The organism is Microbulbifer sp. MI-G (genome assembly GCF_030440425.1).
Classification (GTDB): Bacteria; Pseudomonadota; Gammaproteobacteria; order Pseudomonadales; family Cellvibrionaceae; genus Microbulbifer; species Microbulbifer spongiae.
Window position 1 is genome coordinate 2,988,882 of the sequence record NZ_CP098023.1, and the last position, 13,609, is coordinate 3,002,490.

14 protein-coding genes are annotated in these 13,609 nt (G+C 57.9%); 1 reads left to right on the forward strand and 13 read right to left on the reverse strand.

The window, feature by feature from the left end; genetic code table 11:
• Positions 1-382 precede the first annotated feature (382 nt).
• The 11 genes from rlmN to trmJ all read right to left on the reverse strand — a co-directional run bounded on the left by rlmN (position 383) and on the right by trmJ (position 8,908).
• Positions 383-1,510 (reverse strand): dual-specificity RNA methyltransferase RlmN, encoded by a 1,128-nt coding sequence (gene rlmN, locus M8T91_RS12510; protein WP_301414496.1) that lies wholly within the window; start codon positions 1,508-1,510, stop codon positions 383-385.
• 63 nt (positions 1,511-1,573) lie between these two features.
• The gene (ndk, locus tag M8T91_RS12515; RefSeq protein WP_301414497.1) at positions 1,574-2,002 is read right to left on the reverse strand and encodes a nucleoside-diphosphate kinase; all 429 of its coding nucleotides are present in this window, start codon (positions 2,000-2,002) and stop codon (positions 1,574-1,576) included.
• Positions 2,003-2,196: 194 nt separating this feature from the next.
• Positions 2,197-2,391, reverse strand: coding sequence for a Fe-S cluster assembly protein IscX (gene iscX, locus M8T91_RS12520; RefSeq protein WP_301414499.1), 195 nt, complete (start codon positions 2,389-2,391; stop codon positions 2,197-2,199).
• 29 nt (positions 2,392-2,420) lie between these two features.
• Positions 2,421-2,759, reverse strand: a complete 339-nt coding sequence (fdx, locus tag M8T91_RS12525) for an ISC system 2Fe-2S type ferredoxin (protein ID WP_301414500.1) — start codon at positions 2,757-2,759, stop codon at positions 2,421-2,423.
• Positions 2,760-2,842: 83 nt separating this feature from the next.
• The gene (hscA, locus tag M8T91_RS12530; RefSeq protein WP_301414501.1) at positions 2,843-4,714 is read right to left on the reverse strand and encodes a Fe-S protein assembly chaperone HscA; all 1,872 of its coding nucleotides are present in this window, start codon (positions 4,712-4,714) and stop codon (positions 2,843-2,845) included.
• A gap of 78 nt (positions 4,715-4,792) precedes the next feature.
• Positions 4,793-5,323, reverse strand: coding sequence for a Fe-S protein assembly co-chaperone HscB (gene hscB, locus M8T91_RS12535; protein ID WP_301414502.1), 531 nt, complete (start codon positions 5,321-5,323; stop codon positions 4,793-4,795).
• Between the two features lie 121 nt (positions 5,324-5,444).
• The gene (gene iscA / locus M8T91_RS12540) at positions 5,445-5,756 is read right to left on the reverse strand and encodes an iron-sulfur cluster assembly protein IscA (RefSeq protein ID WP_436970302.1); all 312 of its coding nucleotides are present in this window, start codon (positions 5,754-5,756) and stop codon (positions 5,445-5,447) included.
• 53 nt (positions 5,757-5,809) lie between these two features.
• Positions 5,810-6,232 (reverse strand): Fe-S cluster assembly scaffold IscU, encoded by a 423-nt coding sequence (gene iscU, locus M8T91_RS12545; protein WP_301414504.1) that lies wholly within the window; start codon positions 6,230-6,232, stop codon positions 5,810-5,812.
• A gap of 27 nt (positions 6,233-6,259) precedes the next feature.
• Positions 6,260-7,474, reverse strand: coding sequence for an IscS subfamily cysteine desulfurase (locus M8T91_RS12550; RefSeq protein WP_301419089.1), 1,215 nt, complete (start codon positions 7,472-7,474; stop codon positions 6,260-6,262).
• 59 nt (positions 7,475-7,533) lie between these two features.
• Positions 7,534-8,010, reverse strand: coding sequence for a Fe-S cluster assembly transcriptional regulator IscR (gene iscR, locus M8T91_RS12555; RefSeq protein ID WP_301414505.1), 477 nt, complete (start codon positions 8,008-8,010; stop codon positions 7,534-7,536).
• A gap of 106 nt (positions 8,011-8,116) precedes the next feature.
• Complete coding sequence (gene trmJ, locus M8T91_RS12560; RefSeq protein WP_301414506.1) at positions 8,117-8,908, reverse strand: tRNA (cytosine(32)/uridine(32)-2'-O)-methyltransferase TrmJ; 792 nt, start codon at positions 8,906-8,908, stop codon at positions 8,117-8,119.
• Positions 8,909-9,042: 134 nt separating this feature from the next.
• Here trmJ and M8T91_RS12565 point away from each other — a divergent pair, with 134 nt between their 5' ends.
• Positions 9,043-9,846 carry an inositol monophosphatase family protein gene (locus M8T91_RS12565; protein WP_301414507.1) on the forward strand — a complete coding sequence of 268 codons (804 nt, stop codon included), beginning with the start codon at positions 9,043-9,045 and terminating at the stop codon, positions 9,844-9,846.
• A gap of 89 nt (positions 9,847-9,935) precedes the next feature.
• Here M8T91_RS12565 and M8T91_RS12570 read toward each other — a convergent pair whose 3' ends face one another.
• Both M8T91_RS12570 and M8T91_RS12575 read right to left on the reverse strand, forming a co-directional pair.
• A complete protein-coding gene (locus M8T91_RS12570; protein ID WP_301414508.1) occupies positions 9,936-11,942 on the reverse strand; it encodes an ATP-binding response regulator in 2,007 nt (668 codons plus the stop codon).
• A gap of 665 nt (positions 11,943-12,607) precedes the next feature.
• The gene (locus M8T91_RS12575) at positions 12,608-13,606 is read right to left on the reverse strand and encodes an alpha-L-glutamate ligase-like protein (protein WP_301414509.1); all 999 of its coding nucleotides are present in this window, start codon (positions 13,604-13,606) and stop codon (positions 12,608-12,610) included.
• Positions 13,607-13,609 lie beyond the last annotated feature (3 nt).

The following is a 13,609-nucleotide window of genomic DNA, read 5'->3' on the forward strand; positions in this document are numbered from 1 at the left end:
CCATGGTGAACTCCGCAATCGGGATCACCGGATGGCTGCGACACGGGGCTTGGGGCACAATGCCATAGCAATTCCGTCCTGTATTGGCCCTGCCCACACCATCAAGAGGGGGAATTGTATGCCTCTTTCCAGCGGGTGGGACACTCTACCATCAAACCGGGGGTATAGGATTCAGGTATGCCACTGGATACCCAACAGACCCGGCAGTATAGATTCGTTTTTTATGCGCAAAGCAATGAGATTCATGTATGGGTGCTGTTGGCCCGATACAGCAAAATCACGGGTCAGCACATGCCCGGAAAGAGACGCTCTGCACCCTGCACACCCTGCTCAGGGGTACGAGTCAAACAGATCGGGAAAGCCAGCCTGATCACCCCGGCGGTCAACCCAGCAAGCGTACCGGCCGCTCGGCATCCCGATAACGCTCGGCGCGGCGGGTGCGGTCATTCACACTGCCGGCCAGCTGACCACAGGCCGCATCGATATCATCACCGCGGGTTGTGCGCACCGTTACAGTAAAGCCTTTATCCAGCAAAATCTGTTGAAAGCGTCGCAAAGCATTGTTACTGACACGTTGATAGCCGGACAGTTCAAACGGATTGAAGGGAATCAGGTTGATTTTAACCGGTATATCGCGCAGCAGTTCAGCCAACTGTTGCGCGTGTTCGGGGCGATCGTTGACCTCGCGTATCAACGTGTATTCGATGGTCATTTTACGATGGGTATCCGGCATGCGCTCGATATAGCGCTTGGCGGAATCCAGCAGGGTGGCAATGGGGTACTTTTTATTGATCGGTACCAGGGTATCTCGCAATGCATCGGTAGGCGCGTGCAGGGAAATCGCCAGACTGACATCGGTGACATCCGCCAAGCGATCCAGCGCCGGCACCACACCGGAGGTGGATAGGGTCACGCGGCGCTTGGAAATTCCGTAGGCATTGTCTTCCATCATCAGGTTCATGGCATCGACAACATTGTCGAAATTGAGCAACGGCTCGCCCATACCCATCATCACGACATTGGTGACCTTGCGCGGTCCTTTCGGTTGCAACTGGCCGAAAGACTGACAGGCCAACCACACCTGGCCGATGATTTCCGCCGCACTCAAATCGCGGTTAAAACCCTGCTTGCCGGTGGCACAGAAACTGCAATCCAGAGAGCAGCCCACCTGTGAAGAAACACAGAGGGTACCGCGGTCACCATCGGGAATAAAAACGGTCTCAATGGCACTGCCACTGCCAGCCCTTATCAGCCATTTGCGTGTGCCATCCGCGGAGTCCCACTGACCCAGCACTTCCGGTGCACGGATTTCGGCTACTTCTGTCAGCTTCCGTCGCAGGTTCTTGCTGACATTGGTCATCTCAGCAAAATCATTCACACCGTTCTGGTGAATCCACTTCACCACCTGGACGGCGCGGAAGCGCTTTTCACCCAGGGTCTCAAAGAATGCCGCCAGTTTTTCGACGGAGAGGCCGAGCAGGTTGGTTTTCTCGGTTTGCGCTGGGGTCATTGCATTCACCTCGGATACGCACCGCACCGGCCCGGGCGAGCCGGTGCGGTTGCTTTGCGCCTATCAGGCGCGCGGGCAGATTTCGTCTCCACGGAAGAAATAGTCTACTTCACGGATTGCGGACTCTGCAGAATCCGAGCCATGCACCGCATTGGCATCAATGCTCTCTGCAAAGTCGGCGCGGATAGTGCCGACAGCGGCTTCCCTGGGGTTGGTAGCGCCCATCAGCTCGCGGTTGGCGAGGATGGCATTTTCCCCTTCCAGAACCTGAACAACCACCGGGCCGGAAGTCATGAAATCGACCAGATCTCTGAAAAACGGGCGCTCTTTGTGCTCAGCATAAAAACCTTCGGCTTGCTCGCGGGACAGCTGTAGCATTTTCATGGCAACGATGCTCAGACCGGCTTTCTCAAATCGGCTCTCAATTTCACCGATAGCATTCTTGGCTACAGCGTCCGGTTTGATAATGGAAAGAGTGCGCTCCTGGGCCATGGTTATCTCCAAATTTTGTTATCGTAACTGAACTTACATATAGAAAGAGCAACCTGCACAGTTGCTCTTCCCTGGTATTCCTTCTATACCCACCGGGTGGGTACGCAATGTTTTGTCGCCGCATTTTACGGCGGGCGGATTATACGGGGTATTGATCGACTTTTATACTCCAAACCAACACCGCCGCTGACAATCTAATCCCGCTCTTCGATCCAGGCAGCCTGTATTGCCTCCAGAATCTTCTCTCCACAACGTTTCGGATCGTCGTCAAAATCGGGGAGCTGCATAACCCACTGGCGCAGGTCAACAAAATTGACCGCAAGTGGATCAACCTCACTGTGCGCGTCGCTGAGTTCAATGGCAATGTCGTGAATATCTGTCCACTTCATAAGATTTGCTGCCTCACTATCCCGGCTAGTCAGTGCTTTTCCGAAACCTGGTTGATGGTGTATTTCGGAATCTCCACCACCAGGTCTTCCTCCTCGACAATCGCCTGGCAGGACAGGCGTGATTCCGGCTCCAGGCCCCAGGCCTTGTCCAGCAGGTCCTCCTCCAATTCATCGGGCTCCTCTAGGGAGTCAAAGCCTTCCCGTACAATCACATGGCAAGTAGTGCAGGCACAGGCCTTCTCGCAGGCGTGCTCAATCTCTATACCATTGGCCAGCGCGGCATCGATAACACTGACACCGCTGGCCACTTCCACCACCTTGCCCTCAGGGCAGATATCGGCGTGCGGTAAAAAAACAATCTTCGGCATGGGGTAATAACTCTCTGAGGCCTCAATCCGGCAAAACCGGGTAGACTTGGCAGCAGCGGGTAGCGCTGGCTGCACTCTGCGACTTATTGATCAAATTCGTCCAATCTGTGGCCCTGCATGGCGCGCCTGATCGAGGCGTCCATACGCCGCGTAGCGAAAGGCTCCGACAGGGTATTCAGGGTTTCCATACACCGGCGAATCTCTGTCGCGTCAGCACTGTTATGGGCCTGGCGCAATGCTTCCATGGCGCCTTCGAGCTGGTTGAGTTCGCTTTTTTCCAGCAGTTGGGCCCCATTTTCACGCAGGGCAACCAGCAGGCTTTCCAGCGTGCGCTCCGCTTCCACCTGAGCCTCGCGCAGGGCGCGCTGAGCAACATCCTCAGCGGCGTGGGTATAGGACTCCTGCAGCATGCGCGCAATGACCTTGTCCTCCAGTCCATAGGAGGGCTTGACAGTAATCTCCGCGCTGACACCGCTGCTTTTTTCCACGGCATTGACCGACAGCAGGCCGTCCGCATCCACCTGAAAGGTCACCCGTATATGGGCGGCGCCCGCGACCATGGGGGGAATACCCCGCAATTCGAAACGCGCCAGCGAACGACAGTGGCTGACCAACTCACGCTCACCCTGCACCACATGGATGGCCATGGCGGTCTGGCCATCCTTGAAGGTGGTGAACTCCTGGGCCTTGGAGACAGGGATGGTGGTATTGCGCGCAATCAGCTTCTCAGTGAGCCCACCCATGGTCTCAATACCGAGAGACAGGGGGATGACATCCAGCAGCAACAGCGCTTCACTGGATTTATTGCCCACCAGAACATCCGCCTGCAGTGCCGCGCCAATGGCAACCACCTGGTCCGGATCAAGCGCTGCATGCGGGGGGCGACCAAAGTACTGTTCTACGCGCTCACGCACCCGCAGGGTACGGCTTGAACCACCGACCAGCACCACTTCCTGCACGGCATCCACACCGATATCGGCATCCCGCAGGGCCCGCTTACAGGCGCGAAGGGTCTTGTCGATCAGCGGGTCCAGCAACTCTGCCAGGATGACCCGATCCAATACACCTCGCCAATTCCCGTAGTGCAGTTCTACCTGCGTGCTATTGGCCAGTGACTCCTTGGCATGGCAGGCAATGTCCAGCAGCCCGCGCTGGGCGGCGGCATCCAGGTCGGCGCCCAGGCCTGCCTGCCCTGCGATCCAGGTGGCAATGCAGCGATCAAAATCGTCGCCGCCCAGGGCGGTGTCACCGCCGGTGGACATCACTTCAAAGACACCTCGGGACAGGCGCAGGATGGAAATATCAAAGGTGCCTCCGCCCAGGTCGTAGACCGCGATCACCCCCTCCTCGCCCTGGTCGAGGCCGTAGGCCACAGCGGCGGCGGTGGGCTCGTTGAGCAGGCGCAATACCTTGAGCCCGGCCAGTTTGGCCGCGTCCTTGGTGGCCTGGCGCTGGGCGTCATCGAAGTAGGCAGGCACGGTAATGACCGCGCCATCCAGCTCGCCTCCCTCTCTGCCACAGAGTGCCTCGCGGCCGCGCAGGGCCAATGTCTTGAGAATTTGCGCGGAAACCTGTACCGGGTTCACCGGACCGGCAGCGGTTTCGATAATGGGCATACCGCCATCACCGCCGGCAAAATGATAAGGCAGCTGCTCGCCGAGACGGCGGATATCCTCAACGCCACGTCCCATCAGGCGTTTGACCGACAAAATGGTATTGTAGGGATCTTGTGCAGCGCGGGCCCGCGCCACGGCGCCAACGGTGACAGTGTCTTTACCGTAATGCACTGCCGAGGGCAGTATCACACTGTCACCCTCAACAGCGATGGCCTCTGCCGAGCCATCGCGCACCGTGGCCACCAGCGAGTTGGTGGTACCCAGGTCGATTCCCACGGCACGCTTGCGCTGATGGGGTTCGGGGCTCTGTCCCGGCTCGGAAATCTGCAGTAGTGCCATTAGTTATCTCTTCTGTCCTCAGGATGGCGTTACGGCGGCCCAGCCAGCGCTGAACCCCAGGGCTCCCAGCGGTATTGTTCAGTCATCGTCAAACAGGTCTGCTTCGCGCATTTCCACCTGCGCCTGCAATTTCACCAGGAACTGCAATTTGCGCAGGGAATCTTTGGCTTCGACCAGATTGCCCGCGGTAAATACCTCGGCAAAACGCGCCTGCGCTTCCCGGTAGAGCTCACCGACCTCCTCGGCAAGCGCCTCCAGGGCGGTTGTGGGGTCCGGCTGCTCGCACACTGCCTCGAGTCTTTCGCGCAGTTGCATTTGCTGCATCAGAAAATGAACATCAGCTGTGGTCTGCTCCGGCGATACTTCCACACCCGCCAATTCCAGCAGGTAAGCCGCACGCTGCACCGGGTCCTGCAAAACCGTATGAGCTTCATTGATCTGCGCAGCCATCTGAACGGCCAGCAGCTGTTCGCGCTCGGATTTGGACGCGTATTTGTCCGGATGGAATTCCCGCTGTAATTCGCGATAGCGCGCCGTGAGAGCGCTGCGATCGAGTGCAAAGACAGGCTCCAGCCCGAATATCTCAAAATGGGTGAGATTGGCTGTCATCTCAGATTACCTGGCACCGGGCGTTAACATCAGGCGGCTAGGATCCCTCGGGCTGTGTTTGCGGGGTAAATAAAAAGGCCGGTGTGCACGATGCACCCGGCCTCGCTTCGGAGGGAACCAATCAGACATGGAAACTCTCGCCGCAGCCGCATGCGTTTTTGACATTGGGGTTGGAAAAGGTAAAGCCCTCGTTCAGCCCTTCCTTCACGAAATCCATCTGGGTACCATCGAGGTAGACCAAACTTTTGGGGTCCACCACCAGCATGGTGCCATCCTGTTCAAACACCACATCTTCAGCTTGCGCGGAGTCGACAAATTCCAATACGTACGCGAGACCGGAGCACCCGGCAGTTTTTACACCCACCCGGATACCGATGCCCCTACCGCGCTTGGCCAGTTGGCTCTGGATATGGGCCCGAGCGGACTCGGTCATGGTAATAGCCAAAACAATACCCTTACTGCTGTTGGGCACCAGGCCCGCTAGACTTAACCTGCCGCGGATTCCTTTGCATCGCCCGCATCGGCTGCCCCTCCGCGTTTTTCGCGGATATCGCGCACGGCCGCTTTGATCGCATCCTCCGCCAGTACCGAGCAGTGAATTTTCACCGGCGGCAGGGCCAGTTCTTCGGCGATGGCGGTATTCTTGATCCGCTCCGCCTCATCAATGGTTTTCCCCTTTACCCATTCGGTAAGCAGGGAACTGGAAGCGATGGCGGAACCGCAGCCATAAGTCTTGAATTTGGCGTCCTCGATGACGCCTTCATCGCTCACCTGGATCTGCAAGCGCATCACGTCCCCGCAGGCGGGCGCACCCACCATACCGGTACCCACATTGTCCGCCTTGTCATCCAGGCGGCCGACATTGCGGGGGTGCTCATAGTGATCAATTACTTTATCGCTATAGGCCATGACTATTCTCCTAACTCTTGCACACGCTTAGTGAGCGGCCCATTCAATCGTATTCAGGTCTACACCATCTTTGTACATATCCCATAAAGGGGACAGTTCACGCAGTTTCTCTACGGCCTTGCGCACCTCGGCGACAGCAGTATCCACGTCCTGCTGGCTGGTAAACCGGCCGAAGCTGAAACGCAGTGAGCTGTGCGCCATTTCATCATTGACACCCAGTGCCCTCAGTACATAGCTGGGCTCCAGGCTGGCGGAGGTACAGGCGGAACCGGAGGAAATCGCCAGGTCGCGCAGGGACATGATCAGGCTTTCCCCTTCCACAAACGCAAAACTGACATTCAGGTTGCCCGGCACACGCTGTACGGGGGAGCCGTTGATGTGGACTTCTTCCATATCCTTGATCTGATCCCAGAATCGGTTGCGCAGGGCCGTTAGGCGCGCACTCTCTTGCGCCATTTCCGCCCTGGCGATACGAAAAGCTTCTCCCATCCCGACAATCTGGTGTGTGGGCAGGGTACCGGAGCGCATACCGCGCTCGTGGCCGCCGCCGTGTATCTGCGCTTCCAGACGCACACGGGGTTTGCGACGCACATACAGGGCGCCAATCCCCTTGGGGCCATAGATCTTGTGGGCGGAGAAAGACATCAGGTCGACCTTCATTTCCTGCAGGTCGATGGGCAACTTGCCGGCACTCTGCGCAGCATCCACATGAAAAATTACCTTGCGCGAGCGGCACAACTCACCAATCGCAGTAATATCGTTGATCACACCAATCTCGTTATTGACGTGCATCAGGCTCACCAGAATAGTGTCCTCACGCAGCGTTTTTGCTACCTGCTCCGGGTCGACGATGCCGTCCTCGCGCGGATTCAGGTAGGTCACCTCAAAGCCTTCACGCTCCAGCTGGCGACAGGTATCCAATACCGCCTTGTGCTCGATCTTTGAGGTGATAATGTGTCTGCCACGACCCTGGTAGAAATGCGCTGCGCCTTTAATGGCCAGGTTGTCGGACTCTGTGGCGCCGCTGGTCCAGACGATCTCGCGCGGATCCGCGTTGATCAGCTCCGCCACCTGGCGGCGGGCATCTTCCACCGCTTCCTCCGCCTTCCAGCCGAAGAGGTGGGAACGGGAAGCCGGGTTCCCGAAGTTGCCTTCCATCGTCAGCTGCTGTGCCATTTTAGCGGCGACGCGGGGGTCCACCGGACAGGTCGCTGCATAATCCAGATAGATGGGAAGCTTCATAGTCATACTGTTTCCGCTCAATAAATCTCTCATATCCCGACCCGGCTCCAACCGGGCACTTACAGCCCGCCGACTACGGCGATGCGCTCTTCCGGTACTTCGCGCATATCCTGGCGGCGCGCCACTTCCTGCACCTCTGCACGAGAGACCAGATCCGCGAGGCTGATGCCGCTCAGGAAGCCGTGAATCTGCTCGCTTAAATCGGACCAGAGGTAATGGGTCAGGCACTGCTCGCCATTGGCGCAGTCCGCATTGCCGCCACAACTGGTAGCGTCTACGGATTCATTCACAGCATCGATAATCTGTGCCACAAAAATCTCTTCACCGCCACGGGCCAGGCGGTAACCGCCACCGGGTCCACGTACACTGGAGACCAGCCCGGATTGACGCAGGCGGGAAAACAACTGTTCCAGATAAGAGAGGGAAATACCCTGGCGCTTGGAAATATCCGCCAGACTGATCGGTCCGCGCTCGGCGTGCAAGGCCAGATCCAGCATGGCGGTGACCGCGTAGCGGCCTTTGGTGGTCAAACGCATATCAGCTCCCAACTGAGGTGCAGTTCTTTGCCAATCGGGGCGAGAGTATGTAATAACCAAGTGCCCTGGTCAAGTATATAACCCCTTGCTCAACTCAGGTATTGACCTAGTCGGGCCGTCCCTTTCCACCGCTGCGGTGGATGTGGTTCTGGATTGCGGTCAACATGCCACGCAGGATGCCCAGTTCCATATCGTCCGGGCGTACGCGGCTGAATAGTCTACGCAAGCGGGTCATGGTCTGACGGGGGTTATCGGGATCGATAAAACCCAATTCACCCAGGGACTGCTGCAGATGTTCGAAATACAGTGCCATATCGCTGGCCTTCGCCGGTGGGCGATCCCAGTCCCCGTAACGCAGCGGCTCGCCCTTTTCCGCTTCCAGCGCAGCGATGCGAATCTCATAGGCCAGCACCTGCACCGCAGTGGCCAGATTCAAAGAGCTATAGTGCGGATTGGCCGGGATATGTACATGGAAATTACAGGCCTGTAGCTCCTCATTGGTCAAACCCCGGTCCTCGCGACCAAACACGATCGCCACGGGGTGGCTCGCCGCCTCCGCTATCGCGCGCGCGCCGCACTGGCGCGGTGTCAACAGAGGCCAGGGGATGCGCCGCTCGCGGGCACTGGTGGCGACCACCAGGCCGCAATCCGCTACCGCTTCCTCAAGCGTGTCCACCACCACCGCGCTGTCGAGCATCTCTGCCGCCCCGGCTGCGCGCCATATGGCGTTGGCTGCCGGAAACTCGCGCGGTGCGACCAGATAGAGCTGCTTCAAGCCCATATTTTTCAGCGCGCGCGCGGCGCCGCCGATATTGCCAGGATGTGCGCTGTTAACCAACACTGTGCGCACATTCTCCAGTGTATGGAGCGGTGTTGTGTCTCGGGCGGGCTTGGCCATGATCGAACGTATTGACTCGCTGTGATGGGCGCGCGAGTGTAGCAAAAACGAGCGAGAATCCCTACAATCCTGTCCGCTGCGGTCAACCTGCAGCCCGCTTTTTAACTCCTTCAACCACTCGGTGCAGAATCGTTATGGAACCCATGCTGAATATTGCTCTGCGCGCCGCGCGCAAAGCCGGAGAATTAATCGAACGGGCCTGGGAGCGCGGTGACCTGGTGCAATTCGAAGAGAAGGCGCGCAACGATTTCGTCACTGAAGTGGACAGGGCCAGTGAGCAGGAGATTATCTATCATCTGCGCAAGGCTTATCCCAAGCACAGCATCCGCGCCGAAGAGTGTGGCCTGCAGGAGGGCGCTGAGCCCGATTATGAATGGATCATCGACCCCCTCGACGGCACGACCAACTTTATTCATGGTGTACCCCAGTTCGCCGTCTCTATTGCCTGCCGTTACCGCGGTCGCATTGAGCACGCGGTGGTGCTGGACCCTATCAAACGTGAGGAGTTCACCGCCAGCCGCGGTCGCGGTGCCGCCCTGAACGGACGTCGCATCCGCGTATCGGCGCGCCAGGGTATGCGCGGTGCGCTGATTGGCACCGGCCTGCCCTTCAGTGGTCCGGCCCTGGAGAGTATCGACACCTATCTGTCGGCTTTGAAAGAAATTGCCGGGCAGACTGCCGGTATCCGCCGCCCGGGCGCTGCCGCACTGGACCTCGCCTACGTGGCCGCCGGCCGCTTCGACGGCTTTTGGGAAATGTATCTGAACACCTGGGATATTGCCGCGGGCTCCCTGCTGGTCAAAGAGGCGGGTGGCCTGATCAGTGATTTCCGTGGTGGTGAGGATTACCTGGACTCCGGGCATCTGGTCTGCGCCACACCAAAAGTGTTCAAGCCCCTGGTGCAAATCGTAGGCAGACACTTGGGCGGTGTGCGCTGATCCGCTTCTACCAGGCCGGTGCGGACAATCGCCCGGTTGGCCTCCGGCGGTGCCTTCTCCCCCCTCGGCCCCGGTGCCGGGACACTTGCCTATGCAACTGGCTGCCCCGGTCTCATCAGCCGATTCGCCAGCACCTTGGATAGCTGCACAAAGTCAAACTGCTCTGGCAGGGCGGGATAGCTCCCCCCGGACAGATCGCCCCCTACCAGCACAAAGCGGGTTGCCCTGGTTGAACTATCCTCTTCCAGAATGCGCACCAGATCGGAAGCGGACATGCCTGGCACCGCATTGTGAAACAACAACACATCGGGATTGAGGGTGCGCGCCATAAAGATAGCTTCAACCCCGTCTGTGGCGATGAGGCATTGGATTTGCGGAGTTTCCTTCAGCATTTCTTTCAGCCTGCTCGCCGCTTCTGGCCGGTTGTCCACCAGTAATAACCGGCCAGCCGGCAACTGGAGTGGTATCTCCGGCTGCGCCGGCAGAGACATCAGGGTATCCGGGGCATCGATCATAGGAAATTCGATCCAGAAAACGGACCCCTGCCCCTCCTGACTGTCGAAATCGATCCGCCCGCCCATGGCCTCTGTCAGTCGCTTGGCGATTGCCAAGCCCACTCCGGTGCCCTCTATATGTCCTTTCTCTTCCCCCAGCCGGTTAAAAGGCTCAAATACCTCATCGCGCCGTTCCGGCGAAATGCCTTTACCGGTATCGAGAATACTCAGGCGCAACCAGCCCTCGGCCTGGGGAGCAAAACTGATGATGACCCGTCCATTGTCGCGGTTGTACTTCACCGCATTGCCGACCAGGTTCAGCACTACCTGTTTATAGCGCACGGGATCGGCACAGATATAGGCAGACTCCCAGCCCAGTGGCTCAAAAATCAGGCTGACGCGGCGGGTCTCTGCCAGAGGTTCGAGCAAGCGCTTGCAATCGGCCACCAGCTCCGCGGGGCGTATCGATTCCATCGACGGCCCGAGTCGCCGACTGTCGATACGGGCCAGTTCCAGCACATCGCCAACCAGGTGCAACAGATGCTGACCGGCGCGACGGATTTCCCCCAGGCGCTGACGCTGGTCTGAATTGAGGCTCGCATCCAGCTCCACCATTCGGCTGTATCCGAGGATCGCATTGAGCGGTGTGCGCAACTCATGGCTCAAGCTGAATAGAAGATCCGAGCGGCGCACATTTTCCGCACGCTGCTGTTGCAGCTCCCGTTCTACCCGGCATAGGGTTTCACGGCTGCCACTCACATCCTGGAGAGTCCCCAACACACGCGTCGGCTGACCACAGTTATTCAACTGGACCTTACCGCGGCACCGGACCCAGACAATACTGCCATCAGAGCGCCATAAGCGGAATTCCACATCCAGAGGAAATCGCCCGCGCACATGCTCAGACATGGCCTGCTCTACCCTGGAGAAATCCTCGGAGAGAATTCTGGCCTTCCACTGTGCTGCAGCCGAGCGGTCAATACGCCGAATAGGGCTGGTTTCGTAGCCGAGGATTGCCCAACAGGCATCATCCAGGACCATTTCATCCGCGTTTAAATCCCACTCCCACAAACCGTCACCGACCCCGGAAAACGCCTGCAGTGGTTGCGCACCAGACAGACTGTACGGAGTGCGCCGGGATACGATCGCGCTCACGTCGGCACAACAACCAAAGACAATTCTTTCCGCACCATCATCCACAGCGACTGTCCGCCCCAAAAAGCGCAACCAGCGCAACTGGCCCGCGTTCTCATAGGCGCGAAAAATGATATCAAAACAGCCCTCATCACCGGCGGCCCGCTGACACACCGCGCGAACCCGGTCACGCTCCTCAGTGTATACCAGGGGCAACTCTTCTCCCGTCCACAGTTTGTTCAGCGCCTGCCCCTCGGTCTCGGCAAACAGCAACCAGATTTCCCCTTGAGCGCGCAGGGCTCCGGATTTCGGATGCCACTCCCACAGTCCGTGCTGCGCACCCAGTAACAGACCCTGCAAATAGGTTGTCTGCCGTGTGAGCTGGTCGCCTTCGAGCAAATGCAGCTCATCCGGCGTGGCTAACAGGAATGGAGGGCGGGGTTGATCTGGTACTGGTGACTCTGACACACGGAGCTCGACTTGTTTAATTCGCTTGTTGATAGAATTTAACCACTTATAAACGGCAGCGAAACAATGATCCATTTATACCGGAAAAATACCTCTATATATTCCAAAAATTTGCCTGAATTTAAAAATGTTATGCTTTAAGTCAAAAAAAAGTAAAAAAGCCCCGCAAAGCGGGGCTGTAATCAGCGATGATGAGAGAAAGGGAAGTCCCGGTGTGGCAGTTCGCCGCCGCCCCAAGAGGCCTTCCCGGAAGTGGGCCATGTACCCACACGCAAGGAAATGCAAGCCCTGTGCCATCTTTTCAGGAGACGCACTTGTGGGGGTTTCAGCAAACGAAAGTACCATTGACAATACATAAACCCGCGGGGAGCGCCGGCCTGATTTGTGACAGTGGGAATGCAGGGGCTATCAGCCTCCGATCGCGAACACTTCGACAGTACAAAAGCCATTCCGGACGATGATGTCGGTATACCCTGGGAGGCGACCCGGCAGGTCACTGAAGACCGATCTGGCCGTCGCTTGAATCATAATGGTGCAGCCCTTTCCGTCGGGCCCGGTGGTAACCAACCGAAAGTTTCTGAGTGCACTGGAAAACGGTACCACAGCGACTGACCCAATGCAGAATTCCCACAACTCGGTCGTATGCCCGGCAAATACAGCTTCAATCATTGGTCAGCGGCAAATGTACGCATGGAAAAGTTCACCCTTTCACCGACTCGCATGCCGAGCTTTTCCGGGGCCAGACCCTCGATACAGTGCAAATGCCTGCGCAGGCCCACGCCATTAGCCACCTGAATTGCCAGACCCGGGCGGGCATTGGCTTCCAGCAAAAGCGGGCCGCGCTCGCGGTCCAGTACAATGTCGCACCCCAGGTAGCCGAGGCCGGTCATCTCATAGCAGCTTGCTGCGAGGTGCAAGAGGTCACGCCAACCGGGCACTTGGAGTTGGTCGAAAGGAAACTCTGTATCCGGGTGCCGATGAATACGCAGGCCTCGCTGCACCGCGTGGCTGCTCTTGCCTGTGGCCAGATCAATGCCCACCCCCACTGCCCCCTGATGCAGATTGGCCTTTCCGTCCGAGGCATGGGTGGAACAGCGCAACATGGCCATCACCGGAAAACCGCGAAACACAATCACGCGGATATCCGGCACGCCTTCAAAGGAATAGTTCTGGAAAATGGGGTCGAAATCCACCAGGGCTTCTATCATCACCCGATCCGGCTTGCCGCCGAGACTGTAAAGCCCACTGTGGATATTGTTGACGTGCCGCAATATATCCAGCACCTCGATTTCCACACCGGAAGTTTTCCGGTATCTATCGCCATTGCGACCGGCAATAACCAGAATGCCCTTGCCCCCTGATCCTCGTGCCGGCTTGACCACAAACTGCCACAGGGGCTCAATCACTGCCATCACCCGCTTGCGGCTGGCTGGCGCTTCAAAGGCCCTGATCAATTCCGGCACGGGAATACCGGCGTGCCCGGCTGCGCGCTTGGTGTTGAGCTTATCGTCTACAGTAGGAAATTTCCTGCGGTCATTATAGCGCGCAATATAATGAATATTGCGCGCATTCATGCCGAGAATACCCATATCGCGCAAGGTTATCGGGGAAACCACACCACCGCGGACCTTATTGAAGAGGTGTCTAAAAGTGAATTGACGCATGCA

Excerpts from the sequence above, each read along its gene's own strand:
- rlmN (WP_301414496.1), bottom strand. The coding sequence starts at position 1,510 with ATGACCCCAGCGCAAACCGAGAAAACCAACCTGCTCGGCCTCTCCGTC.
- ndk (WP_301414497.1), bottom strand. The coding sequence starts at position 2,002 with ATGGCCCAGGAGCGCACTCTTTCCATTATCAAACCGGACGCTGTAGCC.
- iscX (WP_301414499.1), bottom strand. The coding sequence starts at position 2,391 with ATGAAGTGGACAGATATTCACGACATTGCCATTGAACTCAGCGACGCG.
- fdx (WP_301414500.1), bottom strand. The coding sequence starts at position 2,759 with ATGCCGAAGATTGTTTTTTTACCGCACGCCGATATCTGCCCTGAGGGC.
- hscA (WP_301414501.1), bottom strand. The coding sequence starts at position 4,714 with ATGGCACTACTGCAGATTTCCGAGCCGGGACAGAGCCCCGAACCCCAT.
- hscB (WP_301414502.1), bottom strand. The coding sequence starts at position 5,323 with ATGACAGCCAATCTCACCCATTTTGAGATATTCGGGCTGGAGCCTGTC.
- iscA (WP_436970302.1), bottom strand. The coding sequence starts at position 5,756 with ATGACCGAGTCCGCTCGGGCCCATATCCAGAGCCAACTGGCCAAGCGC.
- iscU (WP_301414504.1), bottom strand. The coding sequence starts at position 6,232 with ATGGCCTATAGCGATAAAGTAATTGATCACTATGAGCACCCCCGCAAT.
- M8T91_RS12550 (WP_301419089.1), bottom strand. The coding sequence starts at position 7,474 with ATGAAGCTTCCCATCTATCTGGATTATGCAGCGACCTGTCCGGTGGAC.
- iscR (WP_301414505.1), bottom strand. The coding sequence starts at position 8,010 with ATGCGTTTGACCACCAAAGGCCGCTACGCGGTCACCGCCATGCTGGAT.
- trmJ (WP_301414506.1), bottom strand. The coding sequence starts at position 8,908 with ATGGCCAAGCCCGCCCGAGACACAACACCGCTCCATACACTGGAGAAT.
- M8T91_RS12565 (WP_301414507.1), top strand. The coding sequence starts at position 9,043 with ATGGAACCCATGCTGAATATTGCTCTGCGCGCCGCGCGCAAAGCCGGA.
- M8T91_RS12575 (WP_301414509.1), bottom strand. The coding sequence starts at position 13,606 with ATGCGTCAATTCACTTTTAGACACCTCTTCAATAAGGTCCGCGGTGGT.